General features: G+C 60.6%; 21 protein-coding genes. 9 read left to right on the top strand and 12 right to left on the bottom strand.

What is annotated here, in order from left to right; all coding sequences use genetic code 11:
* Positions 1-39 precede the first annotated feature (39 nt).
* From atpB to rpmH, 12 genes are all read right to left on the bottom strand, one after another.
* The gene (gene atpB, locus FV139_RS08865) at positions 40-918 is read right to left on the bottom strand and encodes a F0F1 ATP synthase subunit A (protein ID WP_148068088.1); all 879 of its coding nucleotides are present in this window, start codon (positions 916-918) and stop codon (positions 40-42) included.
* A gap of 18 nt (positions 919-936) precedes the next feature.
* On the bottom strand, positions 937-1,374 hold the full coding sequence (locus FV139_RS08860) for an ATP synthase subunit I (protein WP_148068087.1): 438 nt from the start codon (positions 1,372-1,374) through the stop codon (positions 937-939).
* Positions 1,375-1,588: 214 nt separating this feature from the next.
* On the bottom strand, positions 1,589-2,500 hold the full coding sequence (locus FV139_RS08855; RefSeq protein WP_148068086.1) for a ParB/RepB/Spo0J family partition protein: 912 nt from the start codon (positions 2,498-2,500) through the stop codon (positions 1,589-1,591).
* Entirely contained in the window at positions 2,497-3,336 is an 840-nt protein-coding gene (locus FV139_RS08850; RefSeq protein ID WP_148068085.1) for a ParA family protein, read from the bottom strand. Before FV139_RS08850 ends, FV139_RS08855 begins: the two co-directional genes overlap by 4 nt.
* Before the next feature lie 86 nt (positions 3,337-3,422).
* Positions 3,423-4,070, bottom strand: a complete 648-nt coding sequence (gene rsmG / locus FV139_RS08845) for a 16S rRNA (guanine(527)-N(7))-methyltransferase RsmG (protein WP_148068084.1) — start codon at positions 4,068-4,070, stop codon at positions 3,423-3,425.
* 17 nt (positions 4,071-4,087) lie between these two features.
* On the bottom strand, positions 4,088-5,986 hold the full coding sequence (mnmG, locus tag FV139_RS08840; protein WP_148068083.1) for a tRNA uridine-5-carboxymethylaminomethyl(34) synthesis enzyme MnmG: 1,899 nt from the start codon (positions 5,984-5,986) through the stop codon (positions 4,088-4,090).
* Positions 5,987-6,079: 93 nt separating this feature from the next.
* Entirely contained in the window at positions 6,080-6,964 is an 885-nt protein-coding gene (locus tag FV139_RS08835; RefSeq protein ID WP_148068082.1) for a DUF2971 domain-containing protein, read from the bottom strand.
* 512 nt (positions 6,965-7,476) lie between these two features.
* Positions 7,477-8,856, bottom strand: a complete 1,380-nt coding sequence (gene mnmE / locus FV139_RS08830) for a tRNA uridine-5-carboxymethylaminomethyl(34) synthesis GTPase MnmE (RefSeq protein ID WP_148068081.1) — start codon at positions 8,854-8,856, stop codon at positions 7,477-7,479.
* A 67-nt stretch (positions 8,857-8,923) separates the two neighbouring features.
* Positions 8,924-10,633, bottom strand: coding sequence for a membrane protein insertase YidC (yidC, locus tag FV139_RS08825; RefSeq protein ID WP_148068080.1), 1,710 nt, complete (start codon positions 10,631-10,633; stop codon positions 8,924-8,926).
* 12 nt (positions 10,634-10,645) lie between these two features.
* On the bottom strand, positions 10,646-10,873 hold the full coding sequence (gene yidD, locus FV139_RS08820; protein WP_213004073.1) for a membrane protein insertion efficiency factor YidD: 228 nt from the start codon (positions 10,871-10,873) through the stop codon (positions 10,646-10,648).
* Positions 10,873-11,274: a ribonuclease P protein component gene (gene rnpA / locus FV139_RS08815; RefSeq protein WP_235898601.1), complete on the bottom strand. Its 402-nt coding sequence runs from the start codon at positions 11,272-11,274 to the stop codon at positions 10,873-10,875. Before rnpA ends, yidD begins: the two co-directional genes overlap by 1 nt.
* Positions 11,275-11,302: 28 nt before the next feature.
* Positions 11,303-11,437 carry a 50S ribosomal protein L34 gene (rpmH, locus tag FV139_RS08810; RefSeq protein WP_116367785.1) on the bottom strand — a complete coding sequence of 45 codons (135 nt, stop codon included), beginning with the start codon at positions 11,435-11,437 and terminating at the stop codon, positions 11,303-11,305.
* A gap of 490 nt (positions 11,438-11,927) precedes the next feature.
* Here rpmH and dnaA point away from each other — a divergent pair, with 490 nt between their 5' ends.
* From dnaA to FV139_RS08765, 9 genes are all read left to right on the top strand, one after another.
* On the top strand, positions 11,928-13,394 hold the full coding sequence (dnaA, locus tag FV139_RS08805) for a chromosomal replication initiator protein DnaA (RefSeq protein WP_148068077.1): 1,467 nt from the start codon (positions 11,928-11,930) through the stop codon (positions 13,392-13,394).
* A 119-nt stretch (positions 13,395-13,513) separates the two neighbouring features.
* On the top strand, positions 13,514-14,617 hold the full coding sequence (gene dnaN, locus FV139_RS08800; RefSeq protein ID WP_148068076.1) for a DNA polymerase III subunit beta: 1,104 nt from the start codon (positions 13,514-13,516) through the stop codon (positions 14,615-14,617).
* Positions 14,618-14,687: 70 nt separating this feature from the next.
* Positions 14,688-15,779, top strand: a complete 1,092-nt coding sequence (gene recF / locus FV139_RS08795) for a DNA replication/repair protein RecF (protein WP_148068075.1) — start codon at positions 14,688-14,690, stop codon at positions 15,777-15,779.
* A 59-nt stretch (positions 15,780-15,838) separates the two neighbouring features.
* Positions 15,839-18,256, top strand: a complete 2,418-nt coding sequence (gene gyrB, locus FV139_RS08790; protein WP_148068074.1) for a DNA topoisomerase (ATP-hydrolyzing) subunit B — start codon at positions 15,839-15,841, stop codon at positions 18,254-18,256.
* 15 nt (positions 18,257-18,271) lie between these two features.
* A complete protein-coding gene (locus tag FV139_RS08785) occupies positions 18,272-18,634 on the top strand; it encodes a DUF3127 domain-containing protein (protein WP_148068073.1) in 363 nt (120 codons plus the stop codon).
* A gap of 59 nt (positions 18,635-18,693) precedes the next feature.
* Positions 18,694-20,070 (top strand): serine hydrolase domain-containing protein, encoded by a 1,377-nt coding sequence (locus FV139_RS08780; protein WP_235898599.1) that lies wholly within the window; start codon positions 18,694-18,696, stop codon positions 20,068-20,070.
* 160 nt (positions 20,071-20,230) lie between these two features.
* Positions 20,231-21,520 carry an AAA-type ATPase lid domain-containing protein gene (locus FV139_RS08775; protein WP_148068071.1) on the top strand — a complete coding sequence of 430 codons (1,290 nt, stop codon included), beginning with the start codon at positions 20,231-20,233 and terminating at the stop codon, positions 21,518-21,520.
* Positions 21,517-22,137, top strand: a complete 621-nt coding sequence (locus tag FV139_RS08770) for a hypothetical protein (RefSeq protein ID WP_148068070.1) — start codon at positions 21,517-21,519, stop codon at positions 22,135-22,137. The genes FV139_RS08775 and FV139_RS08770 overlap by 4 nt, the downstream gene beginning before the upstream one ends.
* Positions 22,127-22,753: a chemotaxis protein CheB gene (locus tag FV139_RS08765; protein WP_187276459.1), complete on the top strand. Its 627-nt coding sequence runs from the start codon at positions 22,127-22,129 to the stop codon at positions 22,751-22,753. Before FV139_RS08770 ends, FV139_RS08765 begins: the two co-directional genes overlap by 11 nt.
* The last annotated feature ends 8 nt before the right edge of the window (positions 22,754-22,761 follow it).

Below are 22,761 nucleotides of genomic sequence, written 5' to 3'. Positions count from 1 at the left end.
TCCTAACGTTAAGAACCAAGAGGTTGTTGTAAAAGTGAATCAGTGATCTTCGTGGGCCATGCTGAGATACACGATCGTCAGCACCATGAAGATAAATGCCTGCAGGGTGATTACCAGGATGTGGAAAATCGCCCAGCCTATTTGCAGCAAGCCAGCGGGTACCGCCCACGCCAGGCCGGCGCTGAACAGGGCTGCAATCAGGATAAAGATCATCTCGCCAGCGTACATGTTGCCAAACAGACGCAGGCCGAGAGAGAAGGGCTTGGCCAGCAGGCCAACCACTTCCATGAACAGGTTGATGGGGATGAACGCCCAGTGGTTGAAGGGGTTCAGGGTCAATTCCTTGACGAAGCCGAAGCCCTTCACCTTGATGGAGTAGTACAGCATCAGGATGAATACGCCCACCGCCATGCCCATGGTGATGTTGGGATCGGTAGAGGGAACGATTTTCTGGTAGCCCACACCGACAAAGGTCAGCAGCCAGGGGACCAGGTCCACAGGAATCAGGTCCATCAGGTTCATCAGGAAGACCCAGACGAAGATGGTCAGGGCCAGGGGCGCGATCAGTTTGTTGCGGCCGTGGAAAGTGTCGCGAACGGTGTTATCGACAAAGCCGACAATCATTTCCACTGCGTTGAGCATGCCGCTGGGTACACCGGAGGTCGCCTTGACCGCCATGCGGCGGAACAGCCAGCAGAACAGGATGCCGAGGCCGATAGACCAGGCCATGGAATCGACGTGGATGGCGTTGAATCCCATGGCGGCGGCTTCTTCGCCACCGTGAGCCATAACCCAGGCACCGCCTTCACCAACAATCGAGCCGTCGTAACGCTCGTAACCAGCAGGCAACTTGCCAAAGGTGTGGTTCGTCAGGTGGTGAACGATATATTCGGAAACGGTCTGGTTTTCGCCTGCCATCTATTCCAACTCTTGCGTCTATGCTCTTTTTTCCGAACCCCGCCGCAGCAGCATCCAGCTTCCAGTAATCTGTATCGCGAGCATCGCGATGTATGCGCCAAATACCGCCAGCGGCGATACCGGTCGCAGCAGGATGAACAGCGCCGCGAAACCCACTGCGCTCAGCAGGAACTTGACCACCTCACCGCTGTAACCGGCGTTGGCCACTTCCCGCGCCGAACGGGCGCCGCGATGGGCAAAGGCTTTGGCTGCAAACCAGGCCTGGGGCACTACCGCCACCAACCCACCACACAGGGCGGAAACCGCCCAGACCCTGTCCACGGGCAGAAGCGCCAGACACAACAAAGCCAGCACCGTCAGTTGGGTCTGGCTGATGCGGTAAACAGGTGGTTTTGCGATGGGCGCCCCGCGCGCTGTCGGGGGGTCACTGCTATCGCGCCTGCTGCGCTGCTCCACGGGAAAACTTCATCCTTTTGGGCGCGCGCATTATAGGTGCAATATGGGGGGCGGTTCAACTGAACAGAAGTGTTGTGACCGCGAAAGTTCCCCGCGAGTTCCTACATGATAGGAACATAATTCGCCCACTTTAATTAAAAGTTATCAGAACACACAACATCCTGTACTGCTGAAATTTTGTACTACAAGATACTGTGGTTTGACGCCTAGAAATTTATTTTATGTGATTGAGGATTCCGTCCAGCTCATCGAGGCTGTTGTAGGACAGTACCAATTTGCCACGGCCCTTGGCGGAGTGCTGGATCTGCACCTTGGCCCCCAGTTTCTGCGACAGGTCATCCTGCAACTGGCGGATATTGGGATCCAGGCGGGTTTCCTGGCCTGGACCGGAAGGGCGTTCTTTCGCTGCCAGCAGATTACGCACCAGGGCTTCGGTCTGGCGGACCGACATCCCCTTGCCCACCACAGTACGCGCCGCCTGGGACTGGTCGTTACCGGACAGACCCAACAGGGCACGGGCGTGCCCCATTTCGAGATCGCCCCGCTCCAGCAGGGTGCGAACATCTTCTTCCAGGGTCATCAGGCGCAGCAGGTTGGTAATGGTCGAGCGTGATTTGCCCACCGCAGCCGCCACTTCCTGCTGGGTCAGCTCGAATTCCCGCTGCAGGCGCTGCAGGGCAATGGCCTCTTCCACGGGATTGAGATCTTCGCGCTGGATGTTCTCGATCAGCGCCATGGCGATGGCCGCTTCGTCCGGTACATCGCGGATCACGGCGGGAATACTGTCCAGCCCCGCCAGCTGGGTAGCACGCCAGCGCCGCTCACCGGCAATGATTTCGTACTTCCGATCGGAGATTCGCCGCACCACAATCGGTTGCATCACGCCTTGCGCCTTGATGCTCTCGGACAATTCCTGCAGCGCCTCGGGATCCATATCGCGGCGCGGCTGGTATTTGCCGCGCTGGATCAGGTCGACCGGTAATTGCCGAAGCTCGTCTTCGGAAGGTTCGCCCTTGGCAATCGACGCGGCGACTTCTTCCGCCGATTCCACAGCTTCACGTGCGGTATTGCTGGCGCCCAGCAGGGCGTCGAGCCCCCGGCCTAGCCCGCGTTTCCTGGCTGTCATTGGCTATCTCCGTCGGCTGCCATAATCAGGGTCGGCGTAACGATGCCGTCGGCCGATACCGACGATGGCGCACCTTCGTCCCGGCGCATGATTTCGCCGGCCAGTGCCATGTAGGCCTTCGAGCCCCGTGAATAGCGGTCGTAGTACATGACTGGCAGGCCGTGGCTGGGCGCTTCGGCCAGCCGCACATTGCGCGGAATTACCGTACGGTAGACCTTGCCGGCAAAGTGCTGGTGCAACTGGCTGGAAACATCGTTGGTCAGGCTGTTGCGCGGATCGTACATGGTGCGCAGGATCCCTTCGACACCAAGGCCCGGGTTCACCGCACCGGCCACCTTTGAAATGGTATCGAGCAGGGCGGAAAGGCCTTCCAGCGCATAGTATTCGCACTGCATGGCGATGATCACCCCCTGGGCGGCCACCAGTGCATTGAGCGTTAACAGGTTCAGGGACGGGGGGCAGTCGATCAGGATGTAGTCGAACAGGCCCTCGACCTCGGCCAGCGCATCCTGCAGGCGGCGTTCGCGGCCGTCCACTCCTACCAGCTCCACTTCGGCGGCGGTGAGGTCGCCATTGGCGGGAATGACCGAGAAATCACCCTCGGGGGCGCCCACCATGACATTCAGCACCGGGGTGCCGTGCACCAACAGATCGTAAACGCTGTAGCCAATCTCGTGTTTATCGACACCACTGCCCATGGTGGCGTTGCCCTGGGGGTCCAGGTCCACCAGCAAAACCCGCTTTTTGGCCGCGGCGAGGGAAGCCGCCAGATTGACGCAGGTGGTGGTCTTGCCCACGCCACCTTTCTGGTTCGCTATCGCGATGATTCTCGCCACGTTTGTCCCTTCACCCCTACCACTTGCTGGTCCCGGCCCGAGAGGCCGGTTACCCCGATATTGTGCGTCCGCCTCGCCAGCCGCGCTCAGCTCGCGCCAGGTGACAACAGACGCATGTCCACCAGGTGCCGCTGCTCCGCCAGACCGGGAACTTCGAGGGGAGTAACCGCCAGGATCTCGCACACACCGGCCAGATCCGCGATCTCTGTTTCCGGGAAGATCCCCTTCATCGCCTGAAAATGGCCGCCATCTGCCAGCAAATGCCGGCAACCGGAGACCATGTCCTGTAGTGACGCGAAGGCGCGCGACAGCACGGTGTCGAACAGCGCCTCCGGCTGGAACGACTCTACCCGGGCGTGATGCACGGTCATGTTATCCAAGCCCAGTGCAGTTTTCACCTGAAAAAGAAACCGGGTCTTCTTCGAGTTGCTGTCGAGCAGGTGAAATTCCCGCTGCGGATACAGTATCGACAGGGGAACCCCCGGCAGGCCGCCGCCGGTACCGACGTCGATCAGGCGCTGGCCAAGCACCAGGGGCGCAATGGCGAGGCTGTCCAGCAGGTGCTTGCGCACCATCTCGGCGGGATCGCGTACCGCGGTCAGGTTGTAGGCCCGATTCCACTTTGCGAGCAGGGCCAGGTATTCGCACAGCAGATCGAGTTGCGCGGGACTGACGTCAACTTCGAGTTTCTGGCAACCCGCAGCGAGTTCGGCCCGCAGCGCCGGGTCTGGCACGTTCACCACCCGGCAGCTCAGGCCGACTGGCGCGCAGTGGCACGCTCAAGGGCACCGCGTTTTTTCAGGTAGATCAGCAACAGGGAAACGGCCGCCGGGGTCACACCGGGAATACGGCTGGCCCGGGCCAGGGTTTCGGGCCGGGCATCGCCCAGTTTCTGCTTGACCTCGTTGGACAGGCCGTCGACCCCGTTGTAGTCGAGATCAGCGGGCAGCAGGGTGTGTTCATAACGGCGCAGTCGGTCGATCTCATCCTGCTGGCGGTCGATGTAACCGGCGTACTTGGCCTGGATCTGTACCTGTTCGGCGGCCTGGCTGTCGGCGAGGGGTTCTCCCTTGAGGCCGGCGATATCGGCGTATTCCAGCTCCGGGCGCTTGAGCAGGTCCGCCAGGGAGTACTCCCGGGTCAGGGGCTTGGTCAATTTGACCTCGAGTTGGCTGGCTTCCGCGGTCTGCGGGTGCACGAAGGTGGAGGCCAGGCGCGCGGATTCGCTGGCAATGTCCTCGCGTTTTGCCTCGAAACGGGCCCAGCGGGTGTCATCTACCAGACCCAGCTTGCGCCCCTGTTCGGTCAAGCGCAGGTCCGCATTGTCCTCCCGCAGCAGCAGCCGGTACTCGGCGCGAGAAGTAAACATGCGATAGGGTTCGAGTGTGCCCATGGTGATCAGGTCGTCCACCAACACGCCGATGTAGGCCTCGTCCCGGCGCGGGCACCAGGCTTCCTCTCCGCGCACGGCGAGCGCGGCATTCAGTCCCGCCAGCAGTCCCTGGGCGGCGGCCTCTTCATAGCCGGTGGTGCCATTGATCTGGCCGGCAAAGTAGAGCCCGGGTACCGCCTTGGTCTCCAGCGAGTAGGTGAGATCCCGGGGATCGAAAAAGTCGTATTCGATGGCGTAGCCCGGCCGGGTGATGTGGGCGTTCTCGAAGCCAGCGATGGAGCGCACCAGTTCGTACTGCACATCGAACGGCAGGCTGGTGGAGATACCGTTGGGGTACAGCTCGGTGGAGTTGAGCCCCTCGGGCTCGATAAACACCTGGTGCGAGCTTTTATCCGCAAACCGGTGAATCTTGTCTTCCACGCTGGGGCAATAACGCGGCCCTACTCCTTCGATAACCCCGGAGTACATCGGTGAACGATCCAGACCACCGCGGATAATCTCGTGGGTGCGCTCATTGGTGTAGGTAATCCAGCAACAGCGCTGCTCCGGGTGTTCCTCCACACTGCCGAGGAAGGACATCACCGGCAGGGGCGTGTCGCCCCACTGTTCCTCGAGGTTGGAAAAATCCACAGAGCGGGCATCGATGCGGGGCGGTGTGCCGGTCTTCAGGCGCTCGACCCGGAACGGCAGTTCCCGCAAACGCTCGGCGAGTTTGATCGCAGGTGCATCGCCCGCGCGACCGCCGGCACTGTTTTCCAGACCGATATGAATCTTGCCGCCGAGGAAGGTCCCGGTGGTCAGTACCACGGTGGGCGCCCGAAAGCGCAAACCCATCTGGGTCACGGCACCGGCCACCCGGCCATTTTCGATCAACAGGTCGTCGACGGCCTGCTGGAAAATACTCAGATTGGGCTGCTGTTCCAGCATCTCGCGGATGGCATTGCGGTACAGCACGCGGTCTGCCTGGGCGCGGGTAGCGCGCACAGCGGGTCCCTTGCGCGCATTCAGCACCCGAAACTGGATGCCGGCGCGGTCCGTGGCCCGGGCCATGGCGCCGCCGAGGGCGTCCACCTCTTTGACCAGGTGACTCTTGCCGATGCCGCCGATGGCGGGGTTGCAGGACATCTGCCCGAGGGTATCCACGCTGTGGGTTAACAGCAGGGTGCGACAGCCCATACGTGCGGCGGCCAGGCAGGCCTCGGTGCCGGCATGGCCACCACCGATCACGATCACGTCAAATTGTTGCGGATAGTCCACGGGGGCTGTCCTCGCCAAAGGGCTGTCTGGGATTTGGGGCCGGCGATTATACGGCTCGACGGCCGGTTGTACAAAAAGTGTTCTACCGGGATTTTAACGCTGCCGGTAGGGAATCTGGCAATAGGAAATCCCGTTGCGGGGGCTGGCGCCGCGCTGGGATAAAAACAGCTCGAGGGAGTTCATTGACAGGTCGATATTGCTGGTGGGGCCGAGATAGACATGGTTCAGCCCCATGGCAGCGGCCCCTTCCCGCTCCCGTAACTCAAACGCGTACCAAGGCACCAGCATTGAGGTGCCCTCCCTGAAATTGACCGGCGCTTCGCGACAGTCGCTGATCACGGGGGAGACGATGCGCCACTCCTGTTCTTCCTCGAAGGCCGGGTGTTTGAGTATTGCCGCCAGGCGAAGCAGGCGACCTTCCATGCGTTCAAAGATCTGCAGATTGGCCTGTTCGTCGCCGTCCCGGGTAGCACCCGACGCCGCATGGGCTTCCACCGCGTCCACCACCTCCTCGATCAGCCCGGCCTGTTGCCGCGGATCATAGATACAGCGCCCCACCTGGAATTGCTGGCGTTTTGCACAGTGCAGGATGTGCAGCGGATCGAACCCGAGGCTGACCCCCTTGCCGTGCACACTGTATCCCCGCCACTGGCTCAGCAAATTGCCGTTGGCCCGAAAAGAGGCGCCAAACAGCATGGGGCTGCTGACGATGCGGTGGCTGAGCCAGTCGGCGAGCTGGTTCAGCAATACCGGCCGATCAGTTCCACTTATCACCCGCCGGGTGATGTGTTCGGACATGAGATCCAGGGTGTGCCGCAGCTCCGTGGAGTCGTTCATGTAGCGCACATCCGACGCGCGCAGGTGGCCCGAGTCGATAATGCCCAGCAGGCCACTCAGGGATGTGTAGTGGTACAGGGTGGAACCGGGTTCATTGGCGTAAAGCCGCTGGATGATGTCGTCGATGATGTTGGCGTTCATTCGGGTGGCGATTTTTTGATCGTTGAGTCGGTTGTTACTTGTATTGAATAAATACTCTGTTATCCATGTATATAGAGTTTAGATTGTTGTAGTTATATTTATATAGCGGCCTCCCCTCTGTGGATAGTGCCACTTTTTGCTTTTATTTCATCAAGTTACGCTGATAACAAGCGCAGCCAGAACCCCTTTATCTGACCCCCTCCAAACCCTGTTTTCGCTGGGGAGGGATTGGGTACAGATTCGGCCACCCTGGTGGCACTGGCATTTATCCAGAATTCACCCCTGCTCGATTCAGGATCTGTCCCATTTTTACTCACAGATTCTGTGGATTTCGCCATTTCGGTTTTCCACAGGCGGGATATCTATCTCGATAAACTGTGGACAGCGTGTGGGTAGAGATAAACCTGTGGGTAAGCTGGTGGCAAACCCTGAATGTTCCGTTACTCATCTGTGTGCCTGGCAGGCGTAACTTTGTAACCTAATCACACCATTGTGGCATCGGCCGGGTAGCGCTACTTGCCGATGCAGAAGCTGGAAAAAATTTCGCCCAGTAGTTCGTCGCTGCTGACGGTGCCGGTGATGGTGCCGAGGGCGTTGTGGCAATGACGCAGGTCTTCCGCCAGCAACTCGCCAGCGCCCGCCGCCGCCAGTTGTTCCTGCCCCGCCGCGAGGAATTCCGCCGCTTCTTCAAGGGCTTCCAGATGGCGCCTGCGGGCGCTGTACTGACTGCCGGTGCTATCGCTGTAGCCCATGCACTGCTTCAGATGATCGCGCAGCAGATCCATCCCGGCGCCGGTCAGGGCGGAGAGTTCTATGACGGTATCGTTGCCTTGCTGGATGACGGTGGGTTTGCGTCCGGACCGATCGGCCTTGTTGTGAATCACGGTAACAGGCAGTTCCGCGCCCAGGCGTTCATTTTTTTCCGGCCACAGGCCCGCGCTGGCAATATCCGCATCGGGTGAACTGCCGTCCACCACAAGCAGGATCCGGTCTGCGGTGGCCATTTCCTCCCAGGCCCGGCGAATGCCTTCCTGTTCCACGACGTCGGCGGATTCCCGCAGACCCGCCGTATCGACAATGTGCAGGGGCATTCCATCAATCTGGATATGCTCGCGCAATACGTCGCGTGTTGTGCCCTCGATCGGGGTGACAATGGCACTGTCCTGGCCAGCCAGGGCATTGAGCAGGCTGGATTTGCCGGCGTTGGGGCGCCCGGCAATCACCAGTTTCATCCCCTCCCGCAGAAGGCTACCCTGGCGCGCCTGGTTCAGTACCTGTTGCAATCGTTGTTGCAGCGCGGTGACCTGTTCAGCAACCTTGCCGTCGGCGAGGAAATCGATCTCCTCTTCGGGAAAGTCGATGGCGGCTTCCACGTAGACCCGCAGGCGCGTGACCGCCTCAGCCAGTTCATCGACCTCCCGGGAAAACGCCCCCTGCAGGGAGCGGGTTGCACTGAGTGCCGCCTGTTCCGTGGTGCTGTTGATCAGGTCGGCGATGGCCTCGGCCTGGGCCAGGTCGAGTTTGTCGTTGAGGAAGGCCCGTTCGGAAAATTCACCCGCGCGGGCCAGGCGCGCGCCAAGGTTGCAGCAGGCGCGGACGATCAGGTCGAGGATTACCGGACCACCGTGGCCCTGCAGTTCTACCACGCACTCGCCAGTGAAGGAGTTGGGGGCCGGGAAGTAGAGGCCGATGCCGCTGTCCAGTACGCTGCCGTCGGTATCGCTGAACTGGCAGAAATGGGCGTGGCGCGGCTGCAGGCTACGACCGCAGAGCTGCTCCCCAATGGCCAGTGCGGCGGGACCGGAGAGGCGCACAATACCCACCCCACCGCGGCCTGGCGCGGTGGCGATGGCAGCGATGGTGTCGCCGTCGAGAGAGGATAACGCGGTCATGCCCGCAGTATACGAAGCCGAGGGCCGGGAAAGAATGCCGCGGCCTTCGGAAATGTCATGCTGGCGCTCAGGCGGCGGCGCCCTGCTTCTCGATCTGTCGGGTGATGATCCACTGCTGGGCCATGGACAGGAGGTTGTTCACCACCCAGTACAGCACCAGACCCGCCGGGAACCAGAGGAAGAAGAAGGTGAAGACGATCGGCATCCACTGCATGATCTTGGCCTGCATCGGGTCCGGCGGTGGGGGGTTCAGTTTCTGCATGAACCACATGCTCGCGCCCATCAACAGCGGCAGCACAAAGTAGGGGTCCATCACCGACAGGTCCTTGATCCACAGGATGAAGGGCGCGTGGCGCAGTTCCACGCTTTCCATCAGTACCCAGTACAGGGCGATAAACACCGGCATCTGTACCAGGATGGGCAGGCAGCCCCCCATGGGATTGATCTTTTCCTTGCGGTACAGCTCCATCATGGCCTGCGACTGTTTTTGTTTGTCGTCGCCATACTGTTCGCGGATATCCTGCATCTTCGGCGCTACCCGGCGCATATTGGCCATGGAGCGGTAGCTGGTGGCGGACAGTTTGAAGAATGCCGCCTTGATCAGCACCGTCAGGCAGATGATGGCGGCACCCCAGTTGCCGACAAAGGCGTGGATTTTCGTGAGTAGCCAGAACAGGGGCTGGGCAATCCACCACAACCAACCGTAGTCCACGCTCAGATCCAGGTAGGGTGAGATTTTCTCCAACCGGTACTGGTCCTTGGGGCCGGCGTAGAATCGTGCGCCTACCGAACCACTTTCTCCCGGCAGCACCACCAGGGCAGGACTGGTGAAACCGGCAATGTTGAAACCGTTGCCGGTGACCCGGGTGCTGTAGGTGTGGGATTGCTCGGGTGCCGGAATCCAGGCGCTGAGGAAGTAGTGCTGGATCATCGCGATCCAGCCTCCGGGCAGCTGCGCCTTGAAGGGTTCTTCCTTCATGTCGTCGAAGCTGAACTTGGTGAAGCGCTCGTCGGGTTGGGTCAGTGCCGAGCCCAGGAAGGGTTTGATCCCCATACCGCCGGTGTCGGCGTTGGGGGCAGGGGTGCTGTCCCGCTTCAGCTGGCCAAACAGGTTGGCCTGGAAGCGCTGCTGGCTGTCGTTCTGGACCAGGTATTCGACTTTCACCAGGAAATGTTCGCGCTGGAAACTGTAGCGCTTGGTGACTTTGAGACCACTCTGGTCAGACCACAGCAGGTCGACTTCAAGGGTGTCCTGCCCGTCGGCCAGACGGTATTCACTGCGGGCGCTGGAGAACTGTGCCCGTCCGTTGCTGTCGATCCCGTTGGGACCAATCAGCCCGGACTGGGCGGTGTAGACCCGGTTGCCATTCTGTTCGAGGAGCACGAAGGGTTTGCCTTCGAGGGATTCCAGGTGCTCGACCAGCGCCAGCTCGACGATGTCACCACCGCGGAGGTCGATTGCCACCTGCAATTCGTCGGTGAATACGCGCACGATATCGCCGGTTGTGGCTGCTGTGTCTGCCACGGCGGGCTCAGCGTTGACGGGAGCATCAGGTGCCGCTGGCAAGTCTTCGGGCAATTCGGTGGCGTCCGCCGGCGCAGCAGCTACCGCCGGGACATCGGAACCCGGAACTTCCGTGACGGGGGCTTCTGTCAGGCGGGTGGTGACCGGAGCCGCCGCCTGGGTTCTGGCATCCTTGAAGGCGACCCACTCGGTGAGCAGCATGAAGGACAGCACGGCGATGGCGCCGATCAGCAAAGAACGTTGCAAATCCATAGTGTGTTCGTATCAGTGAGTCTGTGTGCGGGGGGGCACCGGGTCTACACCGCCCTCGTGCCAGGGGTGACAGCGGGACAGTCTGCGTGCGGCCATCATGCTTCCTTTTATTACCCCGTATTCCTCGATCGCTTCCTGGGCATAGGCGGAACAGCTGGGGTAAAACCGACAGCGGTTGCCGAGAAACGGACTCAGGCAGGCCTGATAGATCGAAATAAGGAATACAGAGAAGCGGCGCATCAGCGTCCCCGGCGTTCGCTGGTTTCTGCTTCGGAAACCCGTTTCTCCAGTTTCCGCCATTGCCCGCGCAATATAGAGGATAGCTCGGCATTATCCAACTGGTCGATCCCTCGTCGGGCCAGCAGAACCACATCCATGTAGGGCGGGTTGTTGTCGGCCTGGCGGAATACCTCTCGGGCGAGGCGTTTGACGCGGTTGCGCTGTACCGCCAGGCGAACATTTTTTTTAGCCACGACCAAACCCAGGCGATGCCCGGGTCTGTCATTTTGTTTTGCCAGCAGCAAAACGTGTTTGTGCGAAGCGCGAGCTTCTGCGCCGTCAAAAACCCGGCTGTAGTCGCTGGCGGTGAGCAGGCGCTTCTCTTTGCCGAAGCAGGAGTGCGAGCCGTCAGGCTGCGCCACGCCACTCATCGCTGCGCAGGCAGCCGAATCAGGCTGCGAGGCGCTTGCGGCCTTTGGCGCGACGACGGTTCAGGACCTGGCGGCCGTTTTTGGTGGCCATGCGGGCCCGGAAGCCGTGGGTGCGCTTGCGCTTGAGAACGCTGGGCTGAAAAGTTCTTTTCATGACACTGATTCCAGTAGCTATATATAAAGTCGAAAGCCAGGGTTCATACCCGGGCCGGAAAAAAGGGTGGGTATTCTAGTGAAACGGCCCAGCCAATACAACGCTGAAAGTGGTTTTTTTGCAGGCTTCACACCGCCCTGGTGTCCTTCGTCCAATTTTTCTGCCGCGCCAGAGAAGACGCGGCCTGTAGCGTTCAGTGCACAATTTCCCACAAAGAAACACACAGGATATCCACAGGTGGATGGCTTGCAGGATAACCTTTCCCGGCGCCTCGTGCTTGCCTTGAGAGCGTGTATAAGGTACTGATTTCTAATAATAAAAAAACTGCACACCGGTACCTCTTTTTTGTGGATAAGTGAATTTTCTGGGCGTATGATTCGCCTTCCTGACGCCGGAAACGTCGGGGACATAAGAACTTACTCACAGTTTGAACGACCGTTAAAAACCAATTCAAGGACAGCCACATTGATGTGGCCCTCAGGGGGATAGTTTGCCTGGCATCACCTGGCAGCGTTGCATCGACCGACTGCAGACCGAGCTGCCGTCTCAACAATTCAATACCTGGATTCGGCCCCTGCAGGCCGCCCAGGAGGGGCAGATGCTGACCTTGTTTGCCCCCAACCGCTTCATCAAGGATTTTGTCGCCAACAAGTTTTCCTCGCGCATTCACGAACTGGTGCGGGAAATCGAGGGCGAGCTGGCCCCGGATGTGGTGCTTGAGATTGGCAGTGGACCCCAGCCGACTCACGATGCTCCCCCCGTGCAGCCAGTCGTTGGGTCACCGCAATCGGCACCGCTGGTGTCCGGCGCCGCGACTGCCGGGTCGATCCCAGCGGTGCGGCAGGCACCCCCGAGGCGGGAACCCGTTGCACCCCAACGGGTGGCACCCCAACCGCGTGTCGTCGAAAGTGAGCGTGCTGAACCATCAGTGGCCCATCAACCCGGGCTGCTTGGCAGTTACACCTTTGACAATTTTGTCGAGGGTAAATCCAACCAGTTGGCCCTGGCTGCGGCCCGGCAGGTTGCCGAAAACCCCGGCTCTGCCTATAACCCGCTGTTTCTGTACGGCGGGGTGGGTCTGGGTAAGACCCACTTGATGCACGCTGTCGGTAATGCCCTGCGAGCGGACAAACCGGACGCCAAGGTGGTCTACCTGCACTCAGAACGATTTGTCGCCGATATGGTAAAGGCCCTGCAGCTCAACGCCATTAATGAGTTCAAGCGGTTTTATCGCTCAGTGGACGCCCTGCTGATCGATGACATCCAGTTCTTCGCCAAGAAGGATCGTTCCCAGGAGGAATTCTTCCACACCTTTAATGCCCTGCTGGAGGGCGGCCAGCAGATGATCCTCACCTGCGACCGCTATCCCAAGGAGCTGGACGGGCTTGAAGAGCGTTTGAAGTCCCGCTTCGGCTGGGGCCTGACGGTGGCAGTCGAGCCGCCCGAACTGGAAACCCGGGTGGCAATTCTCATGAACAAGGCCAACCAGGCCGGCATCGAATTGCCGCCGGAGGCTGCCTTTTTTATTGCCCAACGCATACGCTCCAATGTACGGGAGCTAGAAGGCGCGCTTAAAAGGGTGATAGCAAGTGCTCACTTCACAGGGAAGCCTGTCGACATCGAGCTGATCAAGGAAAGCCTGAAAGACCTGCTCGCGCTGCAGGACAAGCAGGTTAGCCTGGACAATATACAGCGCACCGTGGCGGAGTATTACAAAATCAAGGTGGCGGATCTGATGTCCCGGCGCCGCAGTCGTTCCGTAGCGCGGCCGCGACAGGTCGCCATGACGCTGGCCAAGGAACTGACCAACCACAGTCTGCCGGAAATCGGTGACAGCTTTGGTGGTCGGGACCACACGACAGTTCTGCACGCATGTCGTAAAATCAAGGAGCTTCGCGAAACGAGCTCCGATATACGCGAAGACTATAAAAATCTGCTGCGTTCCCTGACTACCTGACGTCGGCGAGGGCAGCTTTATATTGCTTTGTTGGGCCAGGGAGTCGAATCTGCGACACTGGCTGGGGATAGGCGGAATTACCATCGCGGCGGGCGATGAGTTAAGGAATACAACAAGCTATGAAATTTGTGATTTCTCGGGATGCATTGCTCAAGCCACTCAACCTTGTAGCGGGCGTGGTGGAACGTCGCCAGACCCTGCCCATACTGTCCAATGTGTTACTGGTACTCGAGGGAGACAGGCTCTCCCTGACGGGTACTGACCTCGAAGTAGAACTGGTTGGCCGCGTACAACTACCCGCCGCCGGCGTTGACGGTGAACTGACCGTGCCTGCCCGGAAACTGGTCGATATCTGCAAGTCCCTGCCCGAGGGAAGCGACATTGAATTCAGCGCCGCAGACAGCAAGGTCTCGGTAAAGTCTGGCCGCAGTCGTTTCACGCTCTCCACCCTGCCGGCCCGGGAATTTCCCAGCGTTGACGACAGTATCGGAACCCACCAGTTCGCCATCAAGCAGGGCCAGCTGCGGCGTCTTATCGATCGCACCGGGTTCGCCATGGCACAGCAGGATGTGCGCTATTACCTCAACGGCATGCTGTGGGAGTTGAAGCAGGGCCGTATGCGGGTCGTGGCGACCGATGGTCACCGCCTGGCCATGTGCACCCTGCCGTCCGGTGTCGATATGCCGGAGGACGCCCAGGTGATTCTCCCGCGCAAAGGGGTGCTGGAGCTGGCCCGCCTGCTGATGAACGATGATGCCGACATTGGCATCGTACTCGGTAGCAACCACATGCGGGCGACCACAGAGGATTTCACGTTCACCTCCAAGCTGGTAGACGGCAAATTTCCCGATTACGAGCGGGTGCTCCCTCGCGCTCCCGACAAGCTGGTGGTGGGTTCCCGGACAGAGTTGCGCCAGGCCTTTACCCGCACAGCGATTTTGTCCAACGAAAAGTATCGCGGTGTTCGCCTGAAACTGGTGAGCGGCGCCATGGAGATTGTAGCCAACAACCCGGAACAGGAGCAGGCCGAGGAGTCCGTGCCGGTCGATTACGAGGGCGACAGCCTCGAAATCGGCTTTAACGTCAGTTATCTGCTGGATGTCCTCGGGGTCTTGAGCGGTGAGAAAGTCCGTCTTTCGCTCTCCGATCCGAATAGTAGTGCCCTCCTGGAGGAAACCGAGAGTGACGATTCGGTGTACGTCGTGATGCCGATGCGCCTGTAACCTACACCCTGACTGCCAGCCCTGTGTATCAGGCGGGGCTGGCAATAATCTCCTTACTCCCCCTCCCCGCTTGGCTCTCGAACAGCTCAACATCCACCATATCCGCAATCTCAGGTCTGTGTCCCTGAGGGATATCGGTCGCATCAATGTCTGTTTTGGTGAGAATGGCAGCGGCAAGACCTCGATTCTCGAGGCCATCCATTTGCTCGGGATGGCGAGGTCCTTTCGCGGAACCAGTGCAAAGACCTTGATCACCCACGGGGAAAATGATTGTGTCGTCCAGGGTGCGGTGCGGGCAAAGAGCGGCGCCCGTGTCACTCTCGGTGTACAGCGTCGTCTCGACGGGGAGGTAACGCTACGGGTGCAGGGGCAATCGGTCAGAGCGGTCTCCCAACTCGTGGACCAATTACCTCTTCAGGTCGTTAACGCGGAGAGTTTCGCCTTGCTCACCGGGACCCCTGCTGCACGACGACAATACCTGAATTGGGGTGTGTTCCACGTGGAACATCGCTTTTTTCCTGAGTGGCAGCGGTTTCAGCGCTGCATTAAACAGCGCAATAGCGGCCTTCGGCGTGATAAACTGGGCGATCGGGAAATAACCGCCTGGACTCGGGAGCTCGCCCAGTCAGGCCAGCAGCTAAACCTGTTTCGGCAGGCCTATTTTAGTGAGTTGGCGCCGCGATTCAGGGCGATTCTGGACCGGTTGTTACCGCACCTGGGAGAGCTTGAACTGCGGCTTCGCCAGGGTTGGGATCGACGCCTCACCTACGAAGAAGCGCTGGAAGCAACGCTTGCGTCTGATCGCGAGAAGGGTTTCACCCAGGTTGGACCTCAGCGGGCTGATCTCAAGGTAATGATAGACGGTCGGGCGGCCGAGGATGTGTTGTCGAGAGGCCAGCAGAAGCTGGTGGTGTGCGGCTTGAAGCTGGCTCAGGGCCAGTTAATGCAGGAAACAGCGGCACGGCAATGTACCTACCTGGTGGATGACCTGCCCTCTGAACTTGATGCCCAGCATTGTCAGAGAGTGTGCGAGGAGCTCGATGCACTGGGGGCGCAGGTATTCATTACCTGTGTCGAGCAGGGAAGCCTGGCCAACCGCTGGTCGGGGAAGGCTGATCTGGCGATGTTCCACGTGGAACATGGTGAGGTTGGCGCACAGTAATAACGGGGCGCCTTCATAGGTGGGCCCCACCAAGGGATGACAAGAGAGTCTTTCAGAATATGAGCGAGCAGGAACAGAACTACGATTCTTCAAGCATCAAGGTACTCAAGGGCCTGGACGCCGTCCGCAAGCGTCCTGGCATGTACATCGGGGACACGGATGACGGTACCGGCCTGCATCACATGGTGTTTGAGCTGGTCGATAACTCTATCGATGAGGCGCTCGCAGGACACTGCTCGCAAATTGACGTTGTCATCCATCCCGATGAGTCGGTGAGTGTGGGGGACGACGGTCGAGGTATCCCCACAGAGATGCACGAAGAGGGTGTCTCCGCCGCGGAAGTGATCATGACCGTGCTCCATGCCGGCGGCAAGTTTGATGACAACACCTACAAGGTTTCTGGAGGGCTTCACGGGGTGGGGGTCTCAGTGGTCAACGCCCTGTCAGAAGAGCTGACGCTGACCATACGCCGTGAAGGCAAAATGTATGAGCAGGTCTATCGCCACGGTGTTCCGCAGGCACCGCTGGCGGTGATCGGGGATACAGAAAGCTCCGGGACCAGCGTGCGCTTCAAGCCCTCCGCGCAAACTTTCACCAATATCGAATTCCACTTCGAACACCTGGCAAAGCGGCTGCGCGAACTGGCCTTCCTGAACTCCGGCGTCCGTATCGTCCTCAAGGACGAACGCAGCGGTAAGGAAGAGACCTATGCCTACGAGGGCGGCCTCAATGCCTTCGTTAACTACCTGAACCAGAACAAGACACCCATTAACAAGCCGTTTCACTTCCAACTGGATACGGATGACGGCATTGGTGTTGAAGTCGCCCTGCAGTGGAACGATTCCTTTCAGGAAGCCATCTACTGCTACACCAACAACATTCCGCAGCGCGATGGCGGTACCCACCTCGCCGGTTTCCGGGCGGCCCTGACCCGTAGCCTCAACAACTACATTGAGCGCGAGGGCCTGGCGAAGAAGGCCAAGGTCAACACCACCGGGGACGATGCGCGCGAGGGTCTCACGGCCATTATCTCGGTGAAAGTGCCGGATCCGAAGTTCTCTTCCCAGACCAAGGACAAGCTGGTTTCCTCAGAGGTAAAAACCGCTGTGGAGCAGTCCATGGGTACGGAATTTAATGACTTCCTGTTGGAGAACCCGCAGGAAGCCAAGGCCGTGGTCGGCAAGATGCTGGACGCGGCCCGTGCGCGTGAGGCCGCACGCAAGGCGCGGGAAATGACTCGCCGCAAAGGCGCGCTGGATATCGCCGGCCTGCCAGGCAAACTGGCGGACTGCCAGGAGAAAGATCCCGCCCTGTCAGAACTCTACCTGGTGGAGGGTGACTCCGCGGGCGGTTCTGCCAAGCAGGGCCGCAACCGCCGCTTCCAGGCCATTCTGCCTCTGAAGGGAAAGATCCTGAATGTGGAGAAGGCGCGCTTCGACAAAATGCTGGGCTCCGCGGAAGTCGGCACGATTGTGACCGCGCTGGGCTGTGGCATTGGCAAGGATGAATTCGATCCTAACAAACTCCGTTACCACAGCATCATCATCATGACCGATGCGGATGTTGATGGGTCCCATATTAGAACCTTGTTGCTGACCTTCTTCTTCCGGCAGATGCCCGAGTTGATCGAACGGGGCCACATCTTTATTGCCCAGCCGCCCCTGTACAAGGTCGCCAAGGGCAAGCAACACACCTACCTCAAGGATGACGAAGCCCTGCGCCAATACCTGACCCAGTCGGCCCTGGACGGCGCTGCCATCCATGTGAACGACGATGCCCCCCCCATCGCTGGGGAGGGCCTGGAGCAACTGGTGGGAGAGTTCCGTGGGGTAGCTGCGACCATCGACCGTCTGAGTCGACTGTACGCCCCGGTGGTGTTGTGGCAGATGATCTACGGCGAGCACATCACGGTGGATGATCTCAAGGACGAGGCCCGGGTCGCGGCCTTCGCCGAACAGCTAAGTGAGCGCTTACTTCCAGTGACTCCCAAGGGGAGTGCCTATCAGGTCGTGGTGCGCAAGGACCCGGAGCGGCAGATATTCTTCCCCGTGGTAAAACTGCTGGCCCACGGCGTCGAGTCCGAGACCGAGTATCACCACGAGTTCTTCGCCTCGGGTGAGTACCGCAGCCTGGTGGCGCTGGGGAACACCGTGAATAATCTCATCGACGAGGGCGGTTACTTCAAGCGCGGGGAGAAGGTGCTCAACACCCGCGACTTCGAGGAAGGTCTGGCCTGGCTGATGGCCGAGGCTCGCAAGGGCTACAACATCCAGCGCTACAAGGGTCTCGGCGAAATGAACCCCGACCAGCTCTGGGAAACCACCATGGACCCCGAGGTGCGTCGGATGCTGAAGGTGACGATCGAGGATGCGATCGCCGCCGACCAGATCTTCACCACCCTGATGGGAGATCACGTGGAACCTCGCCGGGACTTCATCGAGGAGAATGCGTTGTCCGTGGCTAACCTGGACGTCTGATCAAGGAGGATTATCGTGGCCTACGAGCTTACCGGAAAAATCAAACTCATCCAGGAGCCGCAGACGTTCAACAGTGGCTTTACCAAGCGGGAAATGGTGGTCACTGTTGACGACGGCCGTTATCCACAGGAGATCAACCTGGAGTTTGTCCAGGACAAGATTGCCCTGCTCGATGACCTGCAGCCCGGGCAGGAAGTCACCGTCAGCTTTGATATTCGCGGTCGTGAGTACAACGGCCGCTATTTCAACAACCTGCAAGGCTGGAAAGTGGTTCCCGCTGCCGCGGCTGCGGGCGGCTATCCCGGGGATGAGGCGCCTCCGCCGAACATGGACCCCGGGCCCGCGGCAGATTACGGGGATGACGACATCCCCTTCTGATGAAGTTTCCCGTGCTTTCCCGATGGGTCTGTGCGCCAGCTCTTGCCCTGACGAGCTTGTTGGGTTCATCGGCGAGCCAGGGTGAGGATTACTTCCAGCACCAGCGGCAGCTGATCCGACACGGAGTGGAGGCGGTGCTGGCCTGTAACGGCCTGTACACTTCCGACCGTACCCTGGCTCAGGTTCGAGCCCAGGAACTGGCCTACCTGGTGCGTTTCCAGGCTGATACCGTGCCGGGCGAACTACAGGTGCACCGTGAGCAGCAGGCGGTGACCGTTGCCGCCCCCACTGGCGATCAGGCGATCCACGCTGCCTTCCGGCCGGGCATCGGCTGTGTGGTACTGGCGCCGGAACAGACACTGGCCGACATTGGCACCCTGCCCCAGCTCGACCTGCCACCGCCAGCCGGCAACCCGGCTGACCTCCCCTGGCCGATGGGCGACGCCATACCCGAGCAACCGATACCCGACAGCATCGACGGCGCCGCGCTACAGGCGGCATCAGACTGGGCCTTCCAGCGTGAGACGCCCGAGCAGGACACCATCAGCCTGTTGGTGCTTTACCGCGGCCAGATTATCCATGAGCGCTACGCACCGGGTTTCGACATGCACACCCGTACCCGCACCTGGTCCACTGCCAAGAGCATCGCGGTCTCCCTGATCGGGCAACTGGTGGCGGCGGGAAAACTGAAACTGGATGAGCCCCTCAACCTGCCCTTCGGACCGCAACTGGAAGCCGGAGTGGACCCGCGGGCAGACATCACCCTGCGTCACCTGCTTAATATGTCCAGTGGCCTCTATCCGGTAGACAGCTTTAACAAGGAGTACGCTACCGGGTCGGGCCTCGCCTACTGGGCTGGCGCCAGTTCGGTAAAGGGCGCCCTCGATCGGGGGCTGGTGCGCGCGCCGGGGAGTTTCTGGGACTACGAGAACTACGACACCCTGCTCGCCGTGCTGGCCATGAAGCAGGTGCTGGGTGAACAGGCCTACAGGGAATACCCGCGCCGGGCGTTGCTGGACAAGCTGGGCATGCGCAATACCCTGGTGAGTACAGACCGCTTTGGCGACTTTATCCTCAGCAGCCAGGTGTACACCAATGCCCGGGACCTGGCCCGTTTTGGCCAGCTGTACCTGCAGCAGGGTGAATGGCAGGGAGAGCAGTTGTTGCCCCGGGAGTGGATCGACTTCGTTCGCCACCCGGCCCCGGCCACCGCCGGGAGCGGCAACTTCTACGGTGGACAGTGGTGGCTGGTGCCCGATGAACGCAAGGGTGAGGTGCCTGCGGATGCCTACAGTACCGCCGGCAACCGCGGCCAGTTTGTGATCGTGGTGCCCTCCCACGACCTTGTCATTGTGCGCCGGGGTCTCGACTACGGCGCCCAGGGTTTCGATCGCTGGGATCTCGCGCGCGAGGTCATCAAGGCCGTGCGCCACTGAGGGACTATCACCAGCGCTCAACCAGTCCGCGGCGTTGCGCCCGATGCCTTCCAGATCCCGGTATCGCCTATGGCCATGGGCGCCGGGAATCCCTATATTGGTGAACGGGGGCTACCTTCTGAACAGGGGTGGCTGACGACATAACAAGATGTAGTGCAATGTGAAGCAGCAAGGTCTCTGGGACACGGAGGGCGGTGCCGGCGGGCAGCGCCCCGGCAGTAACACCGGCTATGTCCTGGACAATATGGAAGGGGCGGTCGACCGTGCGGCCTTTCTCGCCAAGACCCATATGCCCATCGCGATCATCGGCGCCCGGGGCACCGGCAAGATGTACGTGGCGCGGGTGGTGCACGAGGAAGCCGGGGGGCTGCCGGGCCACCTGGTCGCCATCGACTGCCGGGAGTTTCGCAACTGTGATGCCGCCAACCGGGCCATTGCCAGGGCACTCAAGGCCAGCGTCGGCAAAACCCTGGTCTTCAAGTACCCCCACCTGATGTGCACAGAGGCGCAAACCCGGCTCGCCCGGCAGCTCAGCACCCGTACGGTACTCGATACCCGTCCGCCCCAGCCCCTGTCCCAAGCGCGGTTTGTGGCTCTGCTGCCAGACTCTATCGAGCGCCTGGTTCGCACCCAGCAATTGCAGGAAAGGCTCGGTAGTGTGTTTGCCGGCTACCCCATTTTCGTTCCACCTATCCGTGACCGCCAGCGCGCCGTGCTGCGCTGGGCCGACAAGATACTGCAGCAGGAATGCGCGGACCGCGATCTCGCCGAGCACCGGTTTACTCCCGAGGCCGAGCGCGCCATGCTCGCCCACACCTGGGAGGGCAACATCAGCGAAATGCGCCAGCGGATAAGTGACGCCCTGGGTTCGGCCAGTGACGCCTGGGTGAGCCCTGCCGACCTGGGCCTGCTGGGGGCGGCCCGGGAGCAGCAGCGCGTGCTCGAGCCCATCGTTGACGGCTTCGGCGGTGAATTGTCCAACCTTGGTCGCTATCGACCCTCTGCCACAGAGGAGCTGGAACTCGGGTTGGCGGAAGCCGTGCACCACGCGCTATCGACCCGGGCGTGTGAGCCCCTGGGGCTGTGGCTCGAAGACGAGGTGGTGCTGGCGGTGCTGGCCCAGTGTGGCGGGCAGCCGCCCAAGGCGGCTCGCCGACTGCAAACCACCTCGCGCAATGTGCAGCGCTGGCAACCTCGAATCGCCGAACGCGACAGCGAACGCGGCGAAAGCATGCTGTGGAAAAGCATGGATGAACGGGTGCGCGCCTGGCTGGCGGAAGCGGCGGACGACGCAACAGACCCGCTGGCGACCGCCCGCACCCTGCTGCTCAAACAATTGGAAAGTCAGGGAGCGGGCGTATCGCTGAAACAGCGGGCGGTGGTGCTCGGTGTCTCTGTACCCACCTATAACAAGCGCCTCCGGGAGGCTGCCGTGGAAGGCTCCAAGTGACAGAGAAAGTGACCGAAAGCAAGCAGGGGCAGGAAACTGCCCAGGACAAGCCCCGGCGTCGCCCTCTGGCGGAGTACGCAGAGCAGTATCGCGATCTCGCCCAGGAGCGTCCTCCGGTCGCCCTTGGCTTCTCGGCGAGGCTCAACATGCTCTGGGACCTGAGCGGGGTGGCGCCACCCCTGGCTGAGGGCCGGGTTATCAGCCTGCTCGCGATCAACAGTCACTGGCGGGAATCGGAACTGCGCAGCTGGTTGCACAAGGACGTGCTGCCACCGCGGGAAGAGCTCAGCAATATGGTCCGCTTCCTGGTGTCGCTGCTGGGAGAGCATCAGGACGAACGCCACTGGGAGGCGTTCCTGGTGTACGGCCCGGGGGTTGTCTCCTCGCCGGTTGACCACTTGCTTTACCGGGAGGACCAGGGGCGACGGGAGATCGCGACACTGATCTATGCCCAGGTGACCGATCGCTACCGCATTCCGCCCTCGGCCTACGATGCCGAAGAGGCGTTCCAGCGCTGCCTGACCCTGATGTACCGACTCAATATCTATGAACTGGGCGATTTTCAGCCCGGCCACCTGGAGCCATTCAAGAACTTTATGTTTCCCCGTGTCGATTGAGCGCTCACTCACCACGCTGCGCGAAGCCGAGGTCTGCCAGGGGCTGACTACACGCCTGGAGGCGGTCTGGTTGCTGGCGGGTTCCGCCGGGGCCACGGTCGCTGTACAGCGGTTTTTTGCCAGCTTTCGGCGCCGACCGCCGGTGGCTTTCCTCTATGCCCAGCATTACGACCCTGCTCGCCAGGAACAGCTGCGCCAACTGACCTGCGCCAGTGATCTGTTTCAGATGGAGCTGATCCAGCAGCGCCACACACTGCGTCCCGGGGCGGTACTGATCGTGCCCCCACGCTGTCGCGTTGGATTCTCTGCGGGAGACGTGTTCGCGGAACCTCACAGCGGCTGGGGAGCGGGACACACCCCCGATATCGACGAACTGGCGATCATATTCGCTGCCGCAGCGTTGCCAGCGCGTGGGCTGATTCTGTTTTCCGGTATGGGCAACGACGGCGCCGGAAGTCTGGATGTGCTCGACACCACCGGATGTCGAATGTGGGTGCAGGAGCCTGCTTCGGCAGTCTGCCGCGGGATTCCCGAGGCGGCACTGGCCAGCGGACTCATTCATCGCAGTGCCAGCCCTGAACTTCTAGCCAGTGCGCTGGAGCAGCTCTACGAATAGGCCGGTTT

This window comes from Parahaliea maris (assembly GCF_008064665.1).
GTDB classification, from domain to species: Bacteria; Pseudomonadota; Gammaproteobacteria; order Pseudomonadales; family Halieaceae; genus Parahaliea; species Parahaliea maris.
The sequence above is the reverse complement of the archived record's forward strand: the minus strand, read 5'-3'. Positions and strand labels throughout refer to the sequence as shown.

Coding starts and splice junctions, on each gene's coding strand:
- atpB (WP_148068088.1), bottom strand. CDS start 918: ATGGCAGGCGAAAACCAGACCGTTTCCGAATATATCGTTCACCACCTG.
- FV139_RS08855 (WP_148068086.1), bottom strand. CDS start 2,500: ATGACAGCCAGGAAACGCGGGCTAGGCCGGGGGCTCGACGCCCTGCTG.
- FV139_RS08835 (WP_148068082.1), bottom strand. CDS start 6,964: ATGAACGCCAACATCATCGACGACATCATCCAGCGGCTTTACGCCAAT.
- mnmE (WP_148068081.1), bottom strand. CDS start 8,856: ATGACCGCGTTATCCTCTCTCGACGGCGACACCATCGCTGCCATCGCC.
- yidC (WP_148068080.1), bottom strand. CDS start 10,633: ATGGATTTGCAACGTTCTTTGCTGATCGGCGCCATCGCCGTGCTGTCC.
- yidD (WP_213004073.1), bottom strand. CDS start 10,873: ATGCGCCGCTTCTCTGTATTCCTTATTTCGATCTATCAGGCCTGCCTG.
- rpmH (WP_116367785.1), bottom strand. CDS start 11,437: ATGAAAAGAACTTTTCAGCCCAGCGTTCTCAAGCGCAAGCGCACCCAC.
- dnaN (WP_148068076.1), top strand. CDS start 13,514: ATGAAATTTGTGATTTCTCGGGATGCATTGCTCAAGCCACTCAACCTT.
- gyrB (WP_148068074.1), top strand. CDS start 15,839: ATGAGCGAGCAGGAACAGAACTACGATTCTTCAAGCATCAAGGTACTC.